The following is a 24,084-nucleotide window of genomic DNA, read 5'->3' as shown; positions in this document are numbered from 1 at the left end:
GCGGCCAGGCAGGCATTTATAAGCATCCAGTCGCGCCGTCACTGTGAGCTTGAGGATACCCCCTCAATGCGCTCAGGGTCGAGAGAACCACATTCAGGAGAGAACTTCCGCCGTATTCGCTGTTGCAGTGGGCGAGCGGAAATAAGACCCGAAAACTGACAGGTGCAGGTTCCAACCTCAGCTGTTTGGTATTCGGTGAAGCCAAATATGAAACGGAAGTGGTTCAATCGTGACACAGATAGATACCAGCAATTCCTTTGCTATCGGCTTGATGTTTACAGCCACAGCACTGCTGTGTAATGGCGCCCTGGCCGACGATGGCGCACCTGTGGCAGTCCAAACTAATGCACCTCCAAAAGCCTTTATTGAAGCCGCCTCGAAACCACTCAAGAAAACCCCTCGACAGCTAAGGCCCTCCGAGGCTGTAGAAAATTACCGTGAACGTATAGAGGAGCTCGAAGCCCAATATGGTGCTTATGGCGCCGGTATTGATGAACAGCTTTTGGGGCTGGCCACCGCATTACAGAAAGCTGGCGATCATGAGCAGGCTGTCACTGAATTTCGTCGTGCAATGCTGATTAGCAGAGTCAATGAGGGGCTCTATTCCCTAAGCCAAATCCCTATGATCAAGCGCTTGATCGAGAGTCAAATAGCGCTCAATCAGTGGGAAGAAGCTAACGACAACCAGCAGTACCTCTACTGGCTCTACCAGAAAAATTACGGCGAAAAAGACCCCCGTATGCTGCCAGTAATCAACAACTTGAGTCGTTGGCATTTACAGGCTTATGTGGAGGAAAAAGGGGACACGCTATTTGAGCATCTAATTAGTGCAACCAATCTTTACAGTTTGGCGGTAGATATTATTACAAAAAACTTTGGCTCCACCGACCTTCGCCTTGTTGATGCCCTGCGCGGATTAAAAGCAACTAACTATTATCTGGCCACCTATAAGGGTGAACCCAACTCTCCAGTTTTTGTTAACGCCAGCTTTGGTGGTAGTGGCCCCGACTCACATCAGCGAACCAAATTAGATCACTACCGGATGAAGAGTTTTAACACCGGGAAAAAAGCCATTACCCGTATCGTTGATGTCTACCAAAGAAACCCCAAGTCCCCCCCGGCAGCCTCAGCCAAAGCCAAAGTTGAACTCGGCGACTGGTACATGATGTTTAACAAGTGGCACTCCGCACGCCAAACCTACGGCGAGGCCTACAAGGCACTTTGGGATAACGGTGCCTCTAACGATGAAATTGAGGACATATTTGGACGGCCTGTGGCTTTACCCGCGCTCCCCGTTTTGGAGTCGGACAGCAAAGCCCTAGCCAATTCCCGGATTACGGTCTCCTATGATGTCACGGCTTTTGGCAAGGCGAGGAATATAAAAATACTCAGGGCTTACCCTTCAGATAAAGTGAAGATCCGCTCAAAAGTTAGAAACATTCTAAAACGCGCCAAATTCAGACCAAGGTTTGAAGATGGAGAGGCGGTGGAAACCCGCGGAATTGTGCAACGCTTTATATTCGACTGAGAAACCTATCACCACTGACACCGGCTCGATGTGGAATCTACGCAAATAATCAAATAACAACTATTTTTAAAGTTCCACATTGAGCATTTGCTAGTACCGGAAAAACACTTCATGTGTCTCACGCGGTCACACCGGCAAACAGTCTAGGAGAGAAAGAGATGACACCTCGAGCAGCGGTAGAAAAAATTCACCGCCACAGCTGTTTGTCAAATGTACTGGTACCAATTGCTTTGGCGGCGATCTTAACCGGTGGGTGCAAGAGCCAACAAACTCAGTCACAGCCACCAGCAATGCCATCTCTACCATCCTCCAGTTCATCTTCCAGTTCTGCATCGCAATCACAATCGCAATCGCAATCGCAATCTAGTAGCAGCAGTAGTTCGCAAAGATCTGGCCAATCAACGGCTTCGAGCAGTGGGCAGCCTAGTAGCAGCTCTTCCAGCCAGCCCAGTGCGAATATGCCTACAGCGAGATCAGAACAGAGCCAGTCCTCCAGTAGTGGAAGTAGCGGATCAGAGTCGAGGGATCAAAGTTCACCTGGGGATCAAATGCCGGACCCAAACGGTTCAAATGATCCATCGTCACCAATTTATACAGATCCCGAACAAACCAGCCAAAATGGAGAGAAACCTACTGATCCTTCGTCTGGTGAAGATGGAACGCCTCCCGAAGAAATTGATTTTTCTGAGGAGGAGCAATCATCTTCGTCTTCCAGCGCATCATCTAGTAGCTCAGCTTCTAGCAGCAGCTCATCCAGTAGTAACTCAGCGGCCAGCGGCGCGCCTGCCAGCAGTTCAGCTTCTGGGCAACCCGGCGGTGGTTCGCCACGTTCCGGCAGTGCCCCCAATGAAGCTCCCACTTCATCGGCAGATCGCGTTGCAGAACTTGAGGGCCAGTTTGAATCCACTATGGTCAGCTATGACGGCATGATTTTGCGGGAGCGCGACTTTGTAAGAAACAGACCGGGGTCAGCCTCCGAAGAAAATAAAGAAGAGGCGATGGATGAGGCACCACCAGCAGGGGAATCCCTAGAAGACTTAATTCAATCTGCAGAAGCCGAAATTCCACCTCCCCCCAATGCAGGCCCAACATCAGGTAACGGCCCCAAAAATAATAACTCCAGTGGACAAATAACCGGTCCCGGACTGCCCGCCTCTGGACGTAAAGGTGATTTTAATCACGGTGGTTCACAGGCAGTTGTGCCCGCCGATATACCCAGTGGTACAGATGATGACGTCGTAGCTCGACAGATTCGTGAAGCTGCCACACGCGAGACTGACCCCGAATTGCGCGAAAAGCTTTGGGAAGAGTATCGCAAGTATAAAAGTGCAACGCAGTAGTCTTGGAGAACGCCGATATGTCGACCAACCAAAAAACCCGACCGGTTAAGTATCAGTTCATAACAAGAGTCGCAGCATTTTTTCTAACTCTTGTTGTTATCAATGGCTGTACCACTACCGAAGTCAGAACTACCGCATTTACTCCGCTAACAATCGAAGATAACAATGTTCCCGAAGAGAGACTGCTGGATGTCGGCGTTATTCAATTCAATCCAGGTCTCGATACAGCACAAGCAGATGAAGATGAGCTTGTTTTTCCCGAGCTTCGTCAAGCTGAATCCCGCTATATGGCTGTCACCCTTGCCGATTCATTGCAGTCTAGCCTGGGGTGGGGAGCTGTAAGGGTTATTCCATCGAGCCGCACCAATATTGATGTGACCGTATCCGGGCGAATTTTACAATCTGATGGAGAAAAGCTGACGGTGGAAATCACCGTATCCGATTCCCGGGGACAGTTGTGGTTTACCAAGCAGTATTCAGAGAACGCTTCCCACTATGCCTACGACCGAAAGCACCCTACTGAAGGAGATGCTTTTCAGGGAATCTATAACCGTATTGCTAACGATATGCTGAATTACCGACAAAAGCTTTCAAATCAGCAAATCGTAGAGCTGCGCACAATTTCTGAGATGCGGTTTGCACGGGATTTTTCTCCCCAGGCATTCAATCGCTATTTAACTCAAAGTGCTGAGGGTGTCTATTTTTTAAGTGCTTTACCCGCAGAGAATGACCCCATGTTACAGAGGGTAAGAAAAATACGGGAAAGAGATTATCTGTTTGTCGACACTCTGCAGGAGTACTACGGCACCTTCGCCAAAAGTATGGAAGTTCCCTATCAGGAATGGCGAGCCCGCAGCTATGAAGAAGTAAGGGAAATGCGAGAGTTAAAGCGCAAAGCCCGCAATCACACAATTATGGGAGCAGCAGCCATTATTGGAGGTATTGCAGCTGCTGGCGCTGGTACTGGAAGCGCCCAGGCAGCTGGGCAGGTTGGGATCGGTGCCGGGGGCTATCTTGTTAAAAGTGCATTTGACCGAAAATCCGATGCCAAGATGCATTTGGAAGCTCTGCAAGAATTAGGAGACTCCATCGAGGCAGAGGTAGAACCGCAAATTGTTGAGCTGGAAGATCGCACTATTACCCTCACAGGTACTGTAGAAAATCAGTATCGGCAATGGCGGGAAATTCTAAAGGAAATCTATGAAGCCGAAACTGGCGCAGTCAGTAACAGCATTTAAATCACGTTAGAGGTACCCAAAAAGCACGCTAATCATTGTGATTAGTTATTACTGAATACCCAACATCTTCACTGGGTCATTGAATAACACGGCGGAATCACTATGCAGCACCGCGATAACTCCAAGGAAGATACAGTTCATATAGAGCCCGCAGAATTCACATTCGGCGGAGAGGAAAGCTCTAAATCCCCTAAGTCAACGACTGCCAACGCTATTCATCAACGGGAGCAAAGGTCCTACTGGCCCGCCGTTCTTGGGGTGATAATGGTAAGCGCACTGGTCGGTGTATTTTGGGGGCTTCCTCAAGTTGTAAAACCACCAAAGCCTTCAGCCGATACAATTGTCTCCGTACAGCCTGGAAACAGCGCACCTGTGGAGAGCAACCAAAAATCTCCTTATAGCGATGCAGAAATAATGCAGCAGCGCAGGGAGGTTCAAAAGGTTCTCCAGGAAATTCTTGAAATCAAAGAAGAGCTCAAAGATCGAAAGGTAGAAGTATGGGCTTTTGAAGAATTCTACTCTGCTGAAGACTTGGCTCTAAAAGCTGATGAAATTTATCGCAAACGCAATTTTATGGCAGCGCTCGAAAAATACCGGGAATCACTCCAGGCATTAGAGTACCTGAAAGATAGTATTCCCGAGCGCATTGAGACGCATATTAGTGAAGGTAATCGAGCTCTGAGTCAGGGGGATAAGGATTCCGCTAGCGATGCTTTCAAGATGGTATTAACCATATCCAATAACCATCCCAGAGGCCTTAAGGGTATTGAGCGAGCCGACAAACTCCCCCTCGCTTGGTGGTACTTAACTCAAGGAACAAAGGCATTTAAACAGGCCAAATTGGATTTGGCTCAGGAACAGCTCAAGAAATCTCTCGCGATCGACTCAGAAACAGCCGATGCTCAGGATCTATTGGCAAAGGTTGAGGGTGCAATTACAGAAAGGGATTATCAAAGCGCGATGTCATCTGGCTACGGTGCAATTGCCGAAGAAAAATTTGAATCGGCAAAATCCTATTTTCATCGAGCAAAGAACTTAAAGCCAACAGCAAAAGCCCCCGATATCGGCTTAGCACAAGCACAAAATGAAGCTGACAGAGTGCAGATAGAAAAACTCCTCCAACAAGCCCGCATGGAAGAAACCAAGGAAGAATGGCACAGAGCCCTAAAAAGTTATACAGACCTGGTCAAGAAGGACTCCAGCCTGGTGGACGCAATAACAGGCAAGGCTAGAGCTGCTGCCAGAGCAAAGCTGGATGACCAGTTAAAAGACTTAATTCAAGATCCATTAACCCTTGGCGAAGGTAAAAGGAACTATTTTGCCCGACAAGTACTAACAGACGCTCGCAAACTCAATACTAAAACCCCAAGGCTGCAAAGACAAATTGAAGACCTTGAAAATGCCCTGACACAAGCCCTGATCCCCTTACCGGTTAAATTCAAGTCGGATCGAACCACCAGTGTCACCATTTACCATGTAGGGAAATTAGGTAATTTTGACCAACGGGAAATCGCGCTGAAACCTGGGCGCTATATCGCCATTGGTACCAGAGAAGGTTACCGGGACGTTCGCCAAGAGTTTGTTGTAAAACCAGGTAAGCCCACAACGGAAGTTGTTATCCAATGTGCCGAAAGGATAAACGGTGCCAATAATAGTTAAATGAGAGAACCCAGACAGCAGCATAAACTCTAAAAATAAGATTTTCCGTAATGAGCTGCGATGACAACAGACACCTCGTTGAGCTGAGCGAAACGAGGTGTTCTGTGACAAACACCCTATAAATCCCCATGCAGATTACGCCAGCAAGCTAAGCTTTCTGCAGATAGAAAAATGTGTACCCACCTTTGGTCAGGCTGACTGAGCATAAAGCGATGCGTGCCAAACCAATGCCATTGCGAAAAATCTATAAGTACCAGCAATAGGGAAACATAAATGACAGTGAAGGAAGCAGTACCTGTCCAGGATGAAAAGCCGCCAGTTCAGGAACAAAGCCTGATTGAGCCAGTTGGATTCACCCCGGTACAAATAAAATCTACCCGCGCGCGACTCTTTCTTTCTAAGCGAGCATTGATTGTCGCAGGTTGCCTTTTACTCGCTATTTTTGCACTCAGCTATCTGATTATGGCGCGGTCATTAATCTTTGATACCAACCCGGTTGATGCCCGCATCAAAGTCAGTGGGTTCGCCATCCCTCTGGGCGATGGACATTTGGTTTTACCTGGTAATTATCAATTCACGATCAGTGCTGACGGCTATTTGCCCCAGAGCGGCGAAGTCGAAGTAAAACGTGACGGGCACAGTCGCCACTCCGTTTCCCTGGAAAAACTTCCAGGCCACCTACAGGTTAAAACAACGCCCCCTGTACCAGTAAAAATCCTTATTAATGGACGGGAAGTACCCAATAAAAATGGTCTTGTGGAAGCAATCAACGCAGGTCCTATGCGTGTGACTGTCCTATCAGACCGATACTTGCCGTTCACCCGTGAAATCAATGTTGAGGGGCTAGACAATACCCACACACTGGAGGCCGCACTTCGACCGGCCTGGGCCAATATCACCGTCAGCAGCAACCCTCCCGGGGCCACGGTCACGGTTGAAGGAAAAGTTCTCGGCAGAACACCACTGACCACTGAATTAGTTCAGGGCGACAGAACCGTATCCATTTCACTGCCGGAACATAAAACTGTCGATATTCCTGTCGCTGTTACAGCCGGTGTCGATCAAACGCTAGCAACCGTCAGCCTGGGACCCGCTGATGGACTTTTACGTGTTGTTACCACCCCAGAGGGAGCGGGAGTGACGGTCAACGGAGAGTTTCGCGGTCATACCCCGCTGGAACTGGAATTGGCCTCCGGCCACAGGCATAGACTTCGCTTCTTCAAGGATGGCTACGCCTCTATTGAGCACACAGTTGACCTCGGTGCTGGAACACAGCGGGACCTGAATATAAACCTAAATGCTGTGTACGGCAGGGTTCACGTCAGTAGCGTCCCTCCAGATGCGGAAGTTTACATTGATGGTCAATACGCCGGGAACAGTGGACAAACTTTCAACCTGCCAGCCCGCAGCCATAACATTGTCGTACGTAAACAGGGCTATCAGGAATTTGACACTCGTGTCATTCCCAGCACCAAACTGGAGCAAACTGTCAGAGCGGTACTGCTTACATCCGAACAAGCGCGCTGGAGAGAAACCCCATCAACTTTGCGTCACGCAGCTGGCGGCACCATGAAACTCATGCGCCCCAACGCCGTATTTACCATGGGATCATCCCGGCGAGAACAGGGGCGGCGGGCAAACGAGGTTATGCGTCAGGTATCTCTAAATCGGCCTTTCTATATTGGGACCACTGAAGTTACTAACCGGGAATATCGGCGTTTCAAGCGCCTGCACACCTCAAGCCATGTCAATGGTGTCAGTCTCGACAATGACAATCTGCCAGTTGTAAATGTCAGTTGGGTAGAGGCAGTGCTATTTTGCAATTGGCTCAGTGAAAGAGACGGTCTCGCACCGGTCTATTTGACAGAAGCCGGACGTGTTGTCGGCTTTGATGGCGCAGCCAACGGTTATCGTTTACCGACTGAAGCCGAATGGGCCTGGGTTGCACGATACGATCAAGGCACCATGAAAAAGTTTCCTTGGGGAAATGAGCTACCAATAAAGAGCAACTCCGGAAACTACGCAGATACTACTGCCACAAAACTAGTTCCTGCAGTCCTTCGCACCTACAGTGATCGTTACGCGGCTACTTCACCGGTAGGTAGCTACAGTCCTAATGCTTTTGGTATTTATGACTTGGGTGGAAATGTCTCTGAATGGATTCACGATCTATACACGATAGGGACCGGATTATCCCGACGTATCGAAGAAAACCCTGTCGGTCCAGAGGATGGAGACTTCCATGTAATCCGTGGCTCCAGTTGGCGCCATTCGGGATTGACTGAGTTGCGCCTCTCCTACCGTGATTACGGAGAATCCGCTCGCAATGATATTGGCTTCCGCCTTGCCCGCTGGGTGAATTAGGAGACTAGTGTGAAATTTTTATTACTTACCTTACTGCTTCTATTTATCAACTATGCGTACGCAGAAGATGAAAACAAGCCGGAAGAGAACCAACAAACAGCGGCAGTAATCCCAAAAAAGGAAGCACCAATAACTAGGAATAAAAGTAATTCAGATGACTATAAGGCCTCGGAAGAAATCTCCGAAGACTTATCGGTTTCCTTTCCCGTAGATATATAGAAATAGCTTCTAGCGAGTATCGCCATGAAATTTAAATCATCGGATTTTGTCTTCCAGGTCTTTGCTCTTCTGGGGTCTATTATTTTGATCCACGCGATTTATGTCGCCATTATTCGCCCTAATGCAGATGCGCTAATTGAGGAGCAACTGGCGAGGGAGGCCGCTGGAGAAACCTACGTTCAACAACGCTCTATCTACATTGTGATGCGCGACTATGAGCAAGAGGCCTGCTTTGTTCTGATGTTGTGGGCAATGGCCATTATGGGACTAAAGGCACAGAGAAGCATTCGCGAGCGAAAATTACTGGACAAAGCTCTACTTAATATCAGCGAGGGAACTCCTATTCTTCCCGAGGATACCCGTGATTTATCCCGCCCGATACAAGCCCTTCCTGAAGAGGAACGACGATATTTAGTTCCCAGGGCACTACTCACCGCCCTGCAGCGATTCGGTTCTACTAAGAATGTCGCCGCCGTTTCCAACTCTGTAAAAGAGGTTTGCGAAACTGAGGGAGACAGACTCGACTCTGAATTGGCAATGGTTCGCTATATTACCTGGGCTATTCCATCTATCGGCTTTATTGGCACGGTACGAGGTATCGGCGAAGCATTATCACAGGCGCATAGAGCCGTAGAGGGGGATATAGCTGGCGTGACGGTAAGTCTGGGGGTCGCGTTTAACTCTACCTTTATCGCCCTGGTAATTAGTATCGTCATTATGTTTTTCACTCACCAGCTACAACTCATGCAGGAGCGCCTGGTGTTGGATACACAAAGTTACTGTGACAACCGCTTACTGCGTTTTCTGAAAATCAGCTAGCGGTTTTACCTGAATAAGTCGTAGCGAGGAATAAACCCATGGGACAAGGCGTCCTGGAAATAAATGACTGCGGATTACGTGTATTTTCAAATACTAACGAAGTACTGGAAAGTCCTGGAATTGCAGTTATTGAACACAATAAAATTCATATTGGTACCTCAGCTCAAATGCGTGCCAGGAGCCATCCGACTCAGGTTAACAACCAGTTTTGGAGAAGACTGAGCCTCGAGTCGCTAAAGTCAGAAAATCAACGCTGCCGCCACCATGCCGACTTGGTCTACTGCCACCTTCAGGAAATAGCGGAGCACTGTGACCTTCCCGATGAAATTGTTCTCGCTGTTCCCGGCAATTTTACCCACGAACAACTGGCCTTACTTCTGGGAGTTATTAAAGTCAGCGATATCAATATCGTAGGCATTGTTGATGCAGCAACCGCGTGCCTGGGTAATTTGGCTCCTGCAGGAATCCAACTGCATATCGACCTACAACTCCACCAGACACTGGTAACAAAGATTGCTGTGGATAAGCAAGCCACGGTGAAAACGGTAGAAACTGTTGCCGACGCAGGACTACACAACTTCCAGGAATCCTGGGCTCGCGTATTTACCGATGCATTTATTATGCAGTGCCGATTTGACCCTCTCCATTCAGCTGAATCAGAACAGCAACTCTATGATTTGATGCCCCAGTGGACTGATCGAGCGATGCGTCACGGAGAAGTTCTAGCTGAACTTGATGATCGAACAGCAAAGATCAGCCTGCGGCAGCTTCAAGATGCAACAACCCCTCTCCTTTCTCGTATACGAGCAATGATTGAAAACCTGGAGGAAAGTCAAAGTGTGAGTTTTATCTCCCATCGCTGGGCTGATATCCCAGGGGGAATTCAATTGGCCCAACGTGTACATCTTCTCTCAAGAGACTCCATTGCACATGCAATAAATCACCGCTGGAAAGAATTACGCAGTGATAGCAGTACATTGAAACTGATCAACTCTGTCACTGCCCTCCCCCCCAACGAGGTCAAGGTGCATGTAGAGAAATCCTCAGAAACCGTAGCGACACATTTACTTTTTGGCCACAAGGCACTGGCCGCCCAGGAACCTCTATTCGTTTTCTGGCATGACGAGAAATTTCAAGTCACCCCAACACCACCGGAGCACCCAGCCGCAACAGTCACAAATCATGCCGGCAGACTTGCTTTGCGGGTGGATGCTGGAATTCAGCTCACACTCAATGGAAAAGAGATTGAGTCACCCGTTAATCTCAATGCCGGCGATACAATTGGAGTTGCAGATTATCAAGATGTGATAACTGCGATTAGCGTGGAGCGATATGGGGCGTAAAAAGCGTCGTTTTTCCACATTTAGCCTGTCCTTCCTCGATATCATGTCCTGTGGTTTTGGGGCAGTAGCGTTAATTTTTCTTATTATCAAACACGGCTCCGATCACCAGGTTGAAGTAGAGACTGAAGATCTCACTGCCGAGGTGAACCTTCTGGAAGAGGAGGTGGAATTTGGACAGGAACACTTAGTTCAAGCCAGAAATACTCTGGATGTCGTTAGTGATGAACTGGTTGAGGCTCAAGGGCTTGCCAGACGCATTTTGGAGCAAATAGAGGAAACCAAAGGCAATATCGCTGAAATCGACAGTATCGATGAAGAAGAGGATATCAAGAGGCTACAAGATAAACTCAAAAAACTGGAGCAGGCGAAAAAGAACCTTGAGGAAGAAAATAAAAAGCTGGGAAATAACGTTCGCAAATTTGTCGGTGATGGAGATCGTCAATACCTCACCGGCCTGCGCCTAGGCGGTAATCGCATCCTGATACTATTGGATTCATCGGCGTCTATGCTCGGCGACGAGCTTATTAAAATAATACGCGCCCGTAACATGTCTTCACCGGTAAAACGCAAAACTGAAAAATGGCGCAGGGCCGTCAGCACAGTCTCCTGGCTTACTGCTCAGTTCCCCAGAGATAGCCAATACCAGATCTATACTTTTAATACCTCTTTTCGTGCCGCAATCGCCGGTACAGAAGATCGCTGGCTCAATGTGGATGACCGCGACCAGTTGGACCAGGCTATCAAGGGGCTAGATGAAGTAGTGCCGGAAAATGGTACCAGTCTAGAGAGAGTATTTAACGCTATTAACGCTATGACGCCACTGCCCGACAACATTATTCTCATTACCGATGGGTTACCGACCCAAGGGATGAGTGCGCCCAGAAAACCCACTATTTCGGGTAGAGACAGGCGCAGTCTATTCAAGCGCGCGGTCAAAGTGCTCCCCAAGAATATTCCCATCAATGTCATTCTTGCCCCTATGGAGGGGGACCCATTTGCGGCTAGTGAATTTTGGAAGCTGGCGATGCAAAGCAAAGGCTCTTTCCTTGCACCTTCGAGGGACTGGCCATGATAGGAGCACAAAAAAAGCGTCGCCAGGAGGAGTTCAGCATTTCCTTCCTGGATGTTATCTGCTGTGGATTTGGCGCAATTGTTTTGCTGCTGATGATCGCCAAGACTGCAGAACCGATTGTATTAGAGGAAGCTGAAGTTGACCTCGAAGGGCAGGTATTGGAACTACAGCAACAGCTGGCAGAAATCCGTGGTGAGACCACAGTTATCAACCGGGACCTAAATTCAAAGCGAGAACAAATCGATATCGAGCGCAAGAGAATTGCCAACCTACGCGGTGAGTTGGAAGCACTTCAAGCGGAATTTGCCAGTAAAACCGAAGGGCAAAGTGAAGATGGCAAACTCAAAGGTGAGCTGACCATTGCACTACAATCCATCACTGATGAAATGCGTCGCCTACTGGGCGAGAACTACCAGCGTAAAAACAATGTTATTGGCGGAATCCCTGTCGACAGCGAATACATTCTCTTCATTATCGACACCTCCGGCAGTATGTTTAATTACGGCTGGGACCGAATGATGGCGGAGATGGTCAATACTCTAGACCTTTATCCCAATGTTAAAGGTATACAGGTCATGAATGATATGGGGGACTATATGTTCTTCAATTATCGAAACAAGTGGATACCAGATACCCCTGGGCGCCGCCAAGCGATACTAAAGCGGTTGAAGTCCTGGAATCCTTTTAGTAACTCCAGCCCTGTTGAAGGTATCCAGAAAGCTGTCCGCAGCTTTTATGATCCCAGTAAGAAAATCAGTATTTATGTGCTTGGCGATGAATTCACCGGAAAATCAATCCGAAGGGTTATGTTAGCTGTCGAACGGGTAAATGCTAAGCACGGTGAGGGAAAACGAAATATCAGAATCCATGCAGTAGGATTCCCTGTACAGTTCTCTCGCCCTCCACACCTACAAACCACAGGACTGCGCTTTGCGGCCCTTATGCGCGAACTCACCTATCGAAACGGCGGCACTTTCGTGGGGTTGAATGACTTTCGCTAGTTAAATGATTCAAGGAGGAACATATGAGGTATAGGTCGACTTCCTTTGGACACCTAAAGGTACTTATTCTTGTAAGTTTCTTCCTGGGTGCTTGCAGTCATACAGTACAGGTGGATGGCAATTACCCTGCCCCAATAGGCGATCAATTGCCAATAACAGTAGGCTTCTACCTCAGTGAGGACTTTAAAAGTTTCACTTATAAAGAAGACAGTGAAGATCGTGAAGAATGGAATATAAGCACAGGCAGAGCACAAAAAAATCTGTTTGAAACAGTATTGGGTTCCATGTTTACCGATACCGTATCTCTATCCAGTTATCCACAAGAAGTCCCCGCCAATGTCGAACTGGTGATAGTTCCAGAAGTGCGAGAGCTGCAGTTCACAATGCCCAGAGAGACAAGAGTCAATATTTTTGAGGTATGGATTAAATACAACATGACCGCATTTGACCCCAGTGGCGGACAGGTTGCCAACTGGGTAATAACCGCATACGGAAAAACCCCTACCGCATTTTTACAGTCCCAGGAACAGGCATTAACTCAGGCGATAAATATCGCCCTGCGCGATGCCGGAGCAAATCTCTATACCGGGTTTGGGAAAGTTCCTGAACTACAGGCCTTTCTCTCTGGGAAGCGCCGATCGCTATCACTGAGAGAAATCAAGGTGAAAGCCAAAAAGGCTGAATAAGAGGAGTAAATCGTGTTCAAGCCACTTCTAGTTGCAGCGATAGTATTTATTAGCGGTTGTACCACTGTCGTAATTGATGAGTATCGACGCTCCGATGGTGAGCTTGCCGAAGGAGATTCCGTCGTCATCCTCGGCCGCCGTCATTCCAGTGAATATGAAACAGAGCCTGATTTAATTGCCTGTGTTGGTAGAGAACTACACAACCCTGAGTTAGGTGTAAACATTATTCCAGAGCAAGACTTTGTCGATCTTATGTACCCCTGGTTTGAACCCAGGACAGCACCTATGCATGTTCGCTCCCTAGATCGCCTGATGGAAAATGAAAGTGTGCGTGAGCGAATGGAAACCTATGGAGTGAAGTACATCGTCTGGATTGATGGTTCGACGGAGACCACAGCCAGTGCCGGCTCTATCAGCTGTACCATCAGTACCGGGGGTGCAGGGTGCTTTGGCTTTGGGACCTGGGATAAAGAATCTGACTACGAAGCAGCAGTATGGGATTTCAGGGACCGCGAACTGTCTGGGAAACTTAGTGCAGATGCCAAAGGAACCTCCTATATGCCCGCGATCGTGGTTCCAATACCACTAATCGCCAGGGTCCAGAATAATGCCTGTAAAGGAATGGCGCTGCAGCTCCAACAATTCTTGATGCCAGCAGTAACACCCAGTTCATAAAAATTAAGACGCTACGGGAGGCCAGGGGTAATGAAATTTATCGAGCGTGCTTTTGCCAGCGCTATCCTGATACTCAGTGCAGGCTGTGCATTTAACCCTGCCACCAATAAGCCTGACCTGGTTCTAATGTCAGAGGACAAGGAAATCTCTATCGGTAAAGAGATGCATGAAAAACTGATAGAGAGTACTCCAATCTATAAAGACCCAGTCCTAACCGCTTATGTCAATCATGTCGGCCAAAAAGTGGCCGCCGCCAGCGACAGACCGGATATCAAGTACCAATTTACGATCATCGACAGCCAGGATATCAACGCATTTGCCCTTCCCGGTGGGTATATCTACATCAACCGAGGCCTTCTAACTTACCTGCACTCAGAAGCTGAAATGGCCGCTGTACTAGCTCATGAGATTGGCCATATCACCGCCCGCCATGCGGTAAGGCAAAAAACAGCTGCGACCGGAGCCAGCGTTGTATCAGTATTGTCAGTTTTGGTTACCGGTAGTGGTGTAGTCGGAGATGTTGCAAATTTATATAGCACCGCTGCAGTGAAGGGTTACGGCCGCGAGATGGAACTGGAAGCGGATCGCTTCGGAGCCCAATATATGTTCAACGCTGGTTATGACCCCCAGGCCATGATCAATGTTATTGGGCTATTAAAGGATCAGGAGACATTTGCCCGACGCCGTGCCCGTATTGAGGGCAAGAAACCGCAAACTTACCACGGGGTTTTTGCATCTCACCCTAGAAATGACCTTCGCCTACAGGAAGTTGTAAACGCTGCAGGCCAGCTTCCCGAAGATAACAAAGAAACCAAAGTAGAATACTATCGGGAAAAAACAGATGGCCTTGTGTACGGACAGAACACACAGCAGTCCACTAAAAATCGCTACAATCACAAGCGGCTGGGTTTCTCCCTTCTATTTCCCGATGGCTGGTTGGTAGAAAATCAACGTTCAGCCATTGTCGGCTCTGCACCTGATAAAAGTGCACAAATTACCATTACAGTTACCCAACGCGATGGCAACCAGCCCGCTGACATGGCTCTGCGCTCAGAGTTCGATCTACGACAACTGGAGAAAGGGGAGAAACTCAATCAATATCGACTTGAAGGCCATACCGGAAAAATTCCACCGCTTGAAAAAGAGGATGCAGATCCAGACAGAATTGCGGTAATTTTTTATGGTAGCAGACAATTTGTACTGCAGGGAAAAGTCACAAATGATGAAGACTCAGATCCAGAAGCTATTGATAAATATGACAATTTATTCCTGACCAGCATTAGAAGCTTCAGGCCGCTACGACAAACTGACATTGTAGAAGAGAAGGACATCAAACGCTTGCGCTACGTCCAGGCCAATGAAAAAACTACTTTTGCCTCCCTGGCAAAACATATGGAAATCGGCGAATATGCAGAGGAGCAATTACGCCTGTTAAATGGTTATTATCCCCGAGGAGAACCCAAGCCCGGAGAATGGATAAAGATCGTTCAATAATTTTATAAGAATCAGCCCCTAATCCTTTTTCTATCACCCCCCAAAATTTTGGAGGGTTAGTGTCTATCTGAAAATAAAAGATAATAATAAGGAGTAAGTGATGAATGGCATGATGATGCAATCCCAGCTCATCCTCACCGGTATTATGAAGCATGCTCTAAGCAACTCACCGGATAGTGAGATTGTTTCAGTTACCTTGGATAACCCCGATTTTCGTTATAGCTATCAACAAGCTTTTGAGCGAGTCTCGCAATTGGCAAATGCACTACAAAAGCTTGGAGCCAATGATGGAGATCGAATTGGTACTCTTGCCTGGAACGATCACCGGCATTTTGAACTCTACTACGCAACTTCTTGCAGCGGGCTCGTTTGCCATACCATTAACCCCCGGCTTTTCCCTGAGCAAATATCTTACATTATTGAGCATGCCGCAGATCGATGGCTGTTTATTGATCCACTATTTATGCCCCTAATCGAATCTCTGGCAGAATATCTAGATTCGATTGAAGGCATCATTGTGCTAACTGATAAAGCACATATGCCCGCCACAAGCCTGAGCAATGTTTACTGCTATGAAACATTGATTGCAGCAGAGCCCACTGAGTTTCAATGGCCTGAATTAGAGGAAGAGAGTGCAGCAGCACTCTGTTATACATCAGGCACAACAGGCAATCCCAAAGGGGTGCTTTATTCCCATCGCTCTCTGATGCTGCATACCTACGGCGTATTGATGCCAGATGTCTTTGCGATTAGAAGGGACGAAGCCATATTGCCTGTTGTTCCCATGTTTCACGTCAACGCCTGGTCAATACCCTATGCGGCACCGGCTGTTGGAGCAAAACTCGTGTTACCTGGCCCCAAAATGGGGTGTGGAGAAACGCTCAGTCAATTAATTCAAAAGGAAGCCGTTACTATCGCTGCCGGCGTTCCAACCGTTTGGCTCGCCCTGCTCAAGTACCTGCGGGAAAGTGAAGAGACCCTACCCAGCTTGAATCGAGTAGTCGTGGGTGGATCGGCTTGCCCCTGGAGTATTATGGAGGAATTCGAGCAAAAGCATGGGGTATATACCCATCACGCCTGGGGCATGACTGAAATGAGCCCGCTGGGAACCTACAATGCCCGCATACCTGAGAACCTCTCTAAAGACGAAGCACAGGCCCTCAGGCTCAAGCAGGGCCGAGCGGGCTTTGGGGTCGAGATGCGTATTGTAGACCCAGAGGGAAATACCTTGGCACAAGACGGGCTGGCTTTTGGAGCCCTTCAAGTGCGTGGTCCCTGGGTCTGTGAGCGCTACTACCAATCCAAAGAGTCAGCACTTACCGAAGACGGCTGGTTTGATACTGGTGACGTTGCCACGATCGATGCTGACGGCTACCTGACAATCACTGATCGCACTAAGGATGTTATCAAGTCCGGCGGCGAGTGGATTTCCTCTATTGAGCTGGAGAATTTTGCCATGACACAGGCGGGAGTAGCCGAAGCCGCTGTTATTGGGGTTGCCCATGAAAAGTGGGCTGAGCGGCCTCTCCTGATCATTGTTCCCGCTGAAGGCAAAACACTAAAAACTGAGGAGATTCTGGCATCCTTTAAAGGGCATTTTGCCAACTGGTGGATTCCCGATGACTGTGTCATTGCCAAGGAAATCCCCCATACGGCTACAGGCAAAGTCAGCAAAAAAGACCTTCGAGAAATCTATGCCGACTATCTATGGTCTCACGAAGCCACTGTGTGAAGGGGATTAAGACGCTTTTGGCAGGCATCATCGCGGCATAGCAAAGCGTTGCACTGTAATAACGCAATTTTACCTGCCTCAAGTCTTGATTAAATTTTGACGGCGCTGAAATAGCGCCGTTTTAGAGTGCTTAACTTCCTGTTAATACCTAAACCAGCGGTTCCTCTGTAGGCGACAATCTTTGCTTGCTGACTATTAACCCTTATCGATTCATGGTTTCCGGGCTGACTGGATATCGGTTTATCTTCTATTGACTTACCTAGGCGCACTAGCCAACCAGAATTGTCTAGAATTATCTTGAGTAGAAGTATCTGACTGTGGATATCCTGGAATATCTCAGTCCATGTGAGAGGGAATAGGGAATTTACACTTCCTTGCGTTGGATGGCACTGGCTTACAATCTAGCCATTATCATACTCCTCACAGCAACGGCATTTACTCATTAACGAGGACGTCACAATGAAGAAATTATTCAGTTTGGTAATCGCTGCAATAATTACCATTTCTGCAAATACCCTAGCTTGGGCAGATAATGACCATGCCGCACAACTTGCGGAGCGCTTAGAGGCAACTAAAGCCAAGCTTAATCTCTCTGATGAGCAGGTAGAAAAAGTAAAGCCAATCCTGGAATCAGCCAATGAACAACGCCGCCAAGTGCTTGCAAAATACGGCGTTAACATAGAAAGTCCCTCTGGCGCTATCCAAAAGATGAGCTTTCGTGAGAAGCGCCAGTTAGGCAAAGAAATGGCCGCTATCAGAAAATCTACGCTCAGTGAAATGTCCACCGTACTGACGGATCAACAATTAGCAGAGTTCAAAAAACTTCAAGAAGAAAATCGAGCAGCCTTCAAAGCCAAGCTTCAAGAGAGAAGAAATTAGAGTGTCCAGAGTTCATAATGCCTATCAGATAGACGAAGCCGCGCTGAATAGCTCTACGCTCGCTCTGCGAAAGCCTCGCCCCGACGGGGCTCTCGTATTCAGTTATATCCCTGTCATATTTCTCTGCTAGAAAGTGCCCCACAATTCATCACGGGCCTTTATCACATGTTAAAAAACCTTCTATCAGTAGTGTTGATTGGCTTTTCTGTAGCCGCAACACTAACCTGCGCGGACAACTTTGATCAGAGAAATAAACAAACTATTGTGGTAGCTCATAGAGGTGCCTCTGCCTACCTACCTGAACACACCCTCGAATCCAAAGCGCTGGCTTACGCTATGCGTCCAGACTATATCGAGCAAGACTTGGTACTCAGCAAAGATGATCACTTGATCGTAATGCACGATATTTATCTAGATAGTGTAACTAATGTCGCCGACGTTTTTCCCCAGCGCGCTCGTGATGATGGTCACTTTTACACTATCGATTTTACCCTGAGCGAACTTAAGCAGCTTCAGGTATCAGAGCCCTTCATAGATAGTGAGGATGGACTTCAAGCAAAATACCCTGAGAGATTTCCAATATGGAAATCTAGCTTTAAGCTGTCCACCTTTGAGGAAGAACTGGAATTGATCCAGGGGCTTAACCGATCCCTGGGCTACGATATTGGCATCTACCCGGAGATTAAAAAACCCTACTTCCATCACTGGGAAGGAAAAGATATTGCCTCTATAGCCTTGCAATCACTCAAGAAATACGGCTATACCGATCGCGATCACAAAGTTTTTTTCCAATGCTTTGACGCAGAAGAGCTCCAGCGAGTTAAATTTGAGCTGATGCCCTCCATGGGGATGGATCTATCATTAGTTCAATTGATCGCCGCTACCGACTGGGGGGAAAAATTGGTCGAAGTGAATGGAGAAATTGAAAAGTACAATTATGACTGGATGCTGCAACAGGGGGGCTTGCGCAAAATCGCCACCTACGCAGATGGGATTGGCCCCTGGTATCCTATGTTAATGGAAGTAACGGATGGCCAACCAAGAGCTAACAGTGTTGTCCGCCGGGCACACCGCAGACAGCTAGAAGTTCACCCCTATACCTTCCGCGCGGATACAGGCAAGGTTCCCGAAGAATTTGAAAGCTTCGAGGACTTCCTGCATTTCGCTGTTTATCAGCTGCGCATTGACGGTCTCTTTACCGACCACCCCGACAGAGCCGTTAACTATCTTTCCCGGGGACATAGGGATCGTTAAACAATGAAATCAGAAAAAAGGCCGCATAGTGCGGCCTTTTTTTACTTAATCAAACTTGGAGAAGTCCGCTGGTCTCTTCTCCATAAAGGCCATAGCAGCCTCTTTAAACTCATCAGAGGCGAGGCGCTCCTTAAAGTAACGGCCTTCGTCTTGAATAAACTCTAACCCTTTCTCTTGAGTTGCTCTGCGCAAAAGCTGTTTAGTTAAACGGAGGGCAGCCGGAGCTTTCCTCGCTAACTCAGCTGCGGCTTCACGTGCGCGAACTATGGCCTGTTCTGGCGCCACTGCGGCATTACAGATACCAATCTCAACGGCTTCCTGAGCACTAAAACGCTTGCTCAACAATAACAGTTCAGAAGCTTTGGCATGGCCGGCGATCCTGGGCAACAAGTAGCTGGAGCCATACTCTGGACACAGCCCCAGGTCCACAAATGGCATCTGGAACATGGCGTCGTCTCCAGCAAAAGACAGGTCGCAATGCAACAGCATGGTTGTACCAATACCTACTGCGGGGCCATTAACGGCTGCAACTACCGGCTTAGGGAAGTGGTAGAGAGCACTCATAAACTGGAAAACCGGAGACTCCTCCCCTTCGGCAGAGCCGCCCAGGAAATCTGTCAGGTCGTTACCACTGGTGAATATGCCCTCAGCACCGGTAATAATCGCGACGCGAACATCCGGGTTTGTAGCTGCGCTATTCAATAACCCTGCCATCGCGGTATACATGGCCATAGTCAGGGCATTTTTGCGCCCGGGTCGATTAATCGTAATCTCGAGGATGCGGTCCTTAAGCTGAGCCTGAATTTCAGCGCATTCGCTTTGCATATTGTTCTCCGGGGTAAGAAGTAGATTGGGCTACTCTCAGTAGCCTAATTATGGAACCCCAACGGAAGCCACTTTTAATCCGCTGTAGGCCATCTATTTAGGAGATTCATATTAACCGCTACTCCCAGAGGTTCGAGTTCCTAATCAACCACTTTCGTTGACGGGATTAACCCGGTCACCAGTGACCGGGCCCTCTAGATAACCAGCAACAGTAATCAAACTTTATTGGCTGAGTCCCGGCGCAGAGGTTGGCACATGCAATGAACGCCACCGCCCCCCGGAGTGATCATAGAAATATCTGGGTCTATAACTTCCAAACCATGTGCGCGGCACTTCTCCGCCAGTCCGGTATTGGCCTTAGGTAGCATCACTCGATCATTCCCCAGGGCAACGACATTCACTCCAAGCTCCAATACCTGCGGGAAGGGAATATCGATAATCTCTATATTTCGGCTTTTAAACCACTGCACCAGCTCCGGCTCAACAGCATCAACACAAATTGCTGCCAGCTTTTCCGCAAGCATGGCTACCATCACATCAATATGCAGGAAGAACGGATCGAACTGGTAGCCTTTAACTTCCCAGCCCTCTTTTTCCACCCAACTTTTCATCTGCTCAAATCCCTGCGGGCTGGTGCGTTCGCCGGAGTAGCCACACAGAATAACGCCGGGCTCTAACACCATAAAATCACCGCCCTCCAGAGAGCCTGCGGTGATAATGTCGTAAATAGGGATATCCAGCTCTGCATATTTCTTCACTATGGGCGCCCACTCACCACGGCGCCAAGGGCTGAACATCTGTGTCACGATAGGCCCCCAAGGGGTCATTACCGAAGAATCGCGACCGTAAATTTGGTAGGGCAATGTGCTGTCCGCTGGAATTAGGTGCGTATTCACTCCTGCGTGGCGGTAAGCATCGAGCATCTCTCTATGCTGTGCGATCGCCACCTTGTGATCAAACTTCATTCCGAGGCGCTCGGCACGTCGCGCACTCGCATTACCAGTGCGCCAACTGAAGTTATCTACAGGCCCAATTAGAACATCCCTCAGTACACCGTATTCTGAATCCATCCCCCATTCACTCAGGGGTGCCGTACCGCCGTTATCCTGACGGTGCTTCAAAGTAAAATTACTCATTCGCCTAAATTCCAACTTGTTATCAACTATGCCAAAACAAAGACAGTGCAACGCCGACAGTTGACAGAAGCACTTGTTTTACCGCTACTTAAGCCTGCTCCGCACTGTTTAGCATTGCGTGGAGCAACACATTACAACCCGCCTCAAGATGATCCGGCTCCGCCGATTCCGCTTCATTATGCGACAGCCCTCCTTCACAGGGCACAAAGATCATAGAGACAGGGGCAACTCGGGAAACATATACGGAATCGTGCCCAGCACCTGAGACCATCTTGCGATTGCTATATCCCAAGGTCTGCACAGCACTGCTAACCGAATCAATGCAATGTTTATCAAAGGCGACTGGAGGTGAGTACCACTCTTCCCGAATATCGACTCTGGTACCTGTCTCTTCCTGTACTTTTTCAGCCGCCTTATACAAGGCTTTATGCAGATGGTTTAACCCTTCAGGTAACGGGTGACGGAGGTCCAATGCCAGCACAACCTCTTCGGGCACTGTATTTCGGCTGCCCGGCGCCGCCCTTAAATCCCCACAGGTCATACGCGCATCTTCTGAATACTCCCGGACTTCGCGATACATGCGCTCGCACAGAATGGACATTGCCTGGACCGGATCACGGCGGTCCTCCATCGGAGTTGGACCCGCATGGCAAGGCGTTCCGTAAAAAGTTACGTCATACCAGCGAATACCCTGTACACCGGTGACAACACCAATTACCTGATCCTGTTTTTCGAGGATCGGACCCTGCTCGATATGCGCTTCAAATGAAGCCTTAATAGCCCTCGGCTGAGCGGGCTCAGTACCGAGATAACCGATCCGCTCCAACTCTTCACCGATGGTGATGCCCGACTTATCCGCGCGGCTGTGCCCATACTCCAAGCTAAATTCGCCAGCCCAAACCCCGGAGCCCACCATTGCAGGAGAGAAGCGCGCACCCTCTTCATTAGTCCATACAACCACCTCTAATGGGGCCTTGGTCCTGATACCTTGATCCTCTAGAGTGCGCAGAACTTCCAGGCCGGCAAGTACGCCATATACACCGTCAAATTTGCCACCCGTGGGCTGGGTATCCAAATGAGAACCAGTCACTACCGCAGGCAAGCTGTTATCTGCTCCCGGTCGGCGGGCAAAAATGTTGCCCATCTGGTCCACTCTGACCTCACAGCCTATATCTCGGCACCAGCGCACGAAAAGGTCGCGCCCTTCACGGTCTTCATCTGTCAGGGCTTGTCGATTGCATCCGCCCGCTGGGGTCGCGCCTATCTCAGCAATTTCCATCAGGCTATCCCAAAGGCGAGAGCCATTGACACGTAGGTTTTGCGCTGGGTTTTCCATTCAAAGAGCTCCGGGCTTTATAATGGGTCCAATATAAATCACTTTGCCGTAATTTTTGTTTTGATCCACACCGGCTAAAGAGAGCATTATTTTGTAACTGGTCAAAACACACTCAGGAAGCAGCTGACTATGACAATAACTTATAGCTCTTACCTAAAAGTAGACGAGCTTTTGCAGTGCCAGAAACCCCTTTCCGATGGTCCCGAGCACGACGAACTACTTTTCATTACTATTCATCAAAGCTACGAGCTCTGGTTCAAGCAAATGTTGCATGAACTGGATTTCCTGGTGCGACTGTTCAACGCAGGTGAACGCAATCGCGCATTGCATACACTTAAACGTGTCGACACGATTTATCGTACTTTGATTCAGCAGGTCGATATCCTGGAAACCCTAACCCCACTGGAGTTTATGTCTTTCCGCGATCGACTATCCACGGCTAGTGGTTTTCAGTCGTACCAGTTTCGCGAGTTGGAATTTCTTTACGGCGCCAAGGACCCGAAAAAACTGGAAAACTATACCCCTGGCTCAGAGCACTACCAGCGCTTGATGAAGCGCCTTGAGGCGCCGACCCTTTGGGATGCTTTCCTAAATTTTTTGGTTCACGAGGGGCATAAGGTACCCGCTAATGAGCTTGAAAGAGATTTTAGCCAAGTTGCGGAGCCTTCTTCAGCCGTCCAGAAAATACTGATCGATATCTATCGCAATGATCCACTGGTAAGTGAAATCTGTGAGGCTTTGGTGGACATCGATACTTCGTTACAACAGTGGCGTTACCGACATGTAAAAATGGTCGAGCGAACAATTGGCAGGAAAATGGGGACTGGTGGATCGAGCGGGGTAGGTTATTTACAGGGAACCCTATTTAGACCGGTTTTCCCTGACCTCTGGGCAATTCGTTCAGAATTTTGATATCGGATTTCATTTGAGGGGTACTTGAGTACCCCCAATTTGTGACCAGTTCAAAACCATAATTCACAAATGAAAAAAGCCAGCAATATGCTGGCTTTTTAAGCGCGGGTAACTCACTGGGAACTTAGTCCTCGTAAGGTACCAGGGAGACCTGAATACCCAGGCTCACTTCCTTCGCGGCATCCGCAATCTGTACGTAAGTATCCGCACTAGACTTGTTGTGTGCACGCACAATCACCATTGCCTGCGGGTTCTCCGCATACATTTGGGCGATACGGGCCCGTACAGCACGGCTGTCAATACGGCTGCCATCCGCCATGGTGATTTCATCATTTGCGCTAACCATCAACAGAATATTCTGCTTGGTAGGATCTGGCTCAGCATTGCTGGTCTCATTCGGATCAGGCACATTCACATCCAGCGCCTTCTCTTTAACAAATGAAGCAGTCACGATAAAGAAGATCAACATGATAAACACAACGTCCAACATGGGCGTCAGGTCGATATCTGCCTTTTCTTCTTCTACGGCCTTTCCGCGTCGTCTACTCATAAAACACCGTGCAATTTTCAAA

Annotated in this window: 21 protein-coding genes; 17 read left to right on the top strand and 4 right to left on the bottom strand. The window is 48.5% G+C overall.

Annotation, left to right across the window (positions count from 1 at the left end; genetic code table 11):
• The first annotated feature begins 229 nt into the window (after positions 1-229).
• The 16 genes from ACJJII_RS09595 (at position 230) to glpQ (ending at position 19,303) form a co-directional block, all read left to right on the top strand.
• Positions 230-1,528 (top strand): hypothetical protein, encoded by a 1,299-nt coding sequence (locus ACJJII_RS09595; protein ID WP_413664377.1) that lies wholly within the window; start codon positions 230-232, stop codon positions 1,526-1,528.
• A gap of 548 nt (positions 1,529-2,076) precedes the next feature.
• The gene (locus ACJJII_RS09590) at positions 2,077-2,868 is read left to right on the top strand and encodes a hypothetical protein (RefSeq protein WP_444918979.1); all 792 of its coding nucleotides are present in this window, start codon (positions 2,077-2,079) and stop codon (positions 2,866-2,868) included.
• Between the two features lie 17 nt (positions 2,869-2,885).
• A complete protein-coding gene (locus ACJJII_RS09585; protein WP_444892784.1) occupies positions 2,886-4,106 on the top strand; it encodes a hypothetical protein in 1,221 nt (406 codons plus the stop codon).
• Between the two features lie 102 nt (positions 4,107-4,208).
• Positions 4,209-5,765 carry an ABC transporter permease gene (locus ACJJII_RS09580; protein ID WP_444918978.1) on the top strand — a complete coding sequence of 519 codons (1,557 nt, stop codon included), beginning with the start codon at positions 4,209-4,211 and terminating at the stop codon, positions 5,763-5,765.
• A 273-nt stretch (positions 5,766-6,038) separates the two neighbouring features.
• Positions 6,039-8,129, top strand: coding sequence for a PEGA domain-containing protein (locus ACJJII_RS09575; protein ID WP_444892782.1), 2,091 nt, complete (start codon positions 6,039-6,041; stop codon positions 8,127-8,129).
• Positions 8,130-8,138: 9 nt separating this feature from the next.
• Positions 8,139-8,348: a hypothetical protein gene (locus ACJJII_RS09570; RefSeq protein WP_444918977.1), complete on the top strand. Its 210-nt coding sequence runs from the start codon at positions 8,139-8,141 to the stop codon at positions 8,346-8,348.
• Between the two features lie 24 nt (positions 8,349-8,372).
• The gene (locus tag ACJJII_RS09565) at positions 8,373-9,167 is read left to right on the top strand and encodes a MotA/TolQ/ExbB proton channel family protein (protein WP_444918976.1); all 795 of its coding nucleotides are present in this window, start codon (positions 8,373-8,375) and stop codon (positions 9,165-9,167) included.
• A gap of 38 nt (positions 9,168-9,205) precedes the next feature.
• A complete protein-coding gene (locus tag ACJJII_RS09560) occupies positions 9,206-10,510 on the top strand; it encodes a hypothetical protein (RefSeq protein ID WP_413664371.1) in 1,305 nt (434 codons plus the stop codon).
• Entirely contained in the window at positions 10,500-11,582 is a 1,083-nt protein-coding gene (locus ACJJII_RS09555; RefSeq protein ID WP_282934290.1) for a vWA domain-containing protein, read from the top strand. Before ACJJII_RS09560 ends, ACJJII_RS09555 begins: the two co-directional genes overlap by 11 nt.
• Positions 11,579-12,583: a VWA domain-containing protein gene (locus ACJJII_RS09550; RefSeq protein WP_413664370.1), complete on the top strand. Its 1,005-nt coding sequence runs from the start codon at positions 11,579-11,581 to the stop codon at positions 12,581-12,583. Before ACJJII_RS09555 ends, ACJJII_RS09550 begins: the two co-directional genes overlap by 4 nt.
• 23 nt (positions 12,584-12,606) lie before the next feature.
• Positions 12,607-13,269 (top strand): hypothetical protein, encoded by a 663-nt coding sequence (locus tag ACJJII_RS09545; protein ID WP_282934292.1) that lies wholly within the window; start codon positions 12,607-12,609, stop codon positions 13,267-13,269.
• Between the two features lie 12 nt (positions 13,270-13,281).
• Positions 13,282-13,944, top strand: a complete 663-nt coding sequence (locus ACJJII_RS09540) for a hypothetical protein (RefSeq protein WP_444892778.1) — start codon at positions 13,282-13,284, stop codon at positions 13,942-13,944.
• Between the two features lie 30 nt (positions 13,945-13,974).
• A complete protein-coding gene (locus tag ACJJII_RS09535; protein WP_282934294.1) occupies positions 13,975-15,438 on the top strand; it encodes a M48 family metalloprotease in 1,464 nt (487 codons plus the stop codon).
• Positions 15,439-15,538: 100 nt separating this feature from the next.
• On the top strand, positions 15,539-17,170 hold the full coding sequence (locus ACJJII_RS09530; RefSeq protein WP_413664367.1) for a long-chain fatty acid--CoA ligase: 1,632 nt from the start codon (positions 15,539-15,541) through the stop codon (positions 17,168-17,170).
• 459 nt (positions 17,171-17,629) lie between these two features.
• On the top strand, positions 17,630-18,049 hold the full coding sequence (locus ACJJII_RS09525) for a hypothetical protein (RefSeq protein ID WP_444892775.1): 420 nt from the start codon (positions 17,630-17,632) through the stop codon (positions 18,047-18,049).
• A gap of 165 nt (positions 18,050-18,214) precedes the next feature.
• Entirely contained in the window at positions 18,215-19,303 is a 1,089-nt protein-coding gene (gene glpQ / locus ACJJII_RS09520; protein WP_413664365.1) for a glycerophosphodiester phosphodiesterase, read from the top strand.
• A gap of 45 nt (positions 19,304-19,348) precedes the next feature.
• On the opposite strand, the gene ACJJII_RS09515 is transcribed toward glpQ, so the two are convergent.
• The 3 genes from ACJJII_RS09515 to ACJJII_RS09505 form a co-directional block, all read right to left on the bottom strand.
• The gene (locus ACJJII_RS09515) at positions 19,349-20,128 is read right to left on the bottom strand and encodes an enoyl-CoA hydratase (protein ID WP_444892773.1); all 780 of its coding nucleotides are present in this window, start codon (positions 20,126-20,128) and stop codon (positions 19,349-19,351) included.
• Between the two features lie 215 nt (positions 20,129-20,343).
• A complete protein-coding gene (locus ACJJII_RS09510) occupies positions 20,344-21,264 on the bottom strand; it encodes a dimethylarginine dimethylaminohydrolase family protein (protein ID WP_444918975.1) in 921 nt (306 codons plus the stop codon).
• A gap of 88 nt (positions 21,265-21,352) precedes the next feature.
• A complete protein-coding gene (locus ACJJII_RS09505; RefSeq protein WP_444918974.1) occupies positions 21,353-22,600 on the bottom strand; it encodes a Zn-dependent hydrolase in 1,248 nt (415 codons plus the stop codon).
• Between the two features lie 129 nt (positions 22,601-22,729).
• Here ACJJII_RS09505 and ACJJII_RS09500 point away from each other — a divergent pair, with 129 nt between their 5' ends.
• Positions 22,730-23,512 carry a tryptophan 2,3-dioxygenase gene (locus ACJJII_RS09500; protein ID WP_413664361.1) on the top strand — a complete coding sequence of 261 codons (783 nt, stop codon included), beginning with the start codon at positions 22,730-22,732 and terminating at the stop codon, positions 23,510-23,512.
• A gap of 124 nt (positions 23,513-23,636) precedes the next feature.
• Here the strand turns inward: ACJJII_RS09500 and ACJJII_RS09495 are convergent, their stop codons facing one another.
• Positions 23,637-24,062: an ExbD/TolR family protein gene (locus ACJJII_RS09495; protein ID WP_413664360.1), complete on the bottom strand. Its 426-nt coding sequence runs from the start codon at positions 24,060-24,062 to the stop codon at positions 23,637-23,639.
• Between the last annotated feature and the right edge of the window lie 22 nt (positions 24,063-24,084).

This window comes from Microbulbifer maximicatervae (SeqCode) (assembly GCF_052467825.1).
This window is presented reverse-complemented; position numbering and strand designations above follow the sequence as displayed.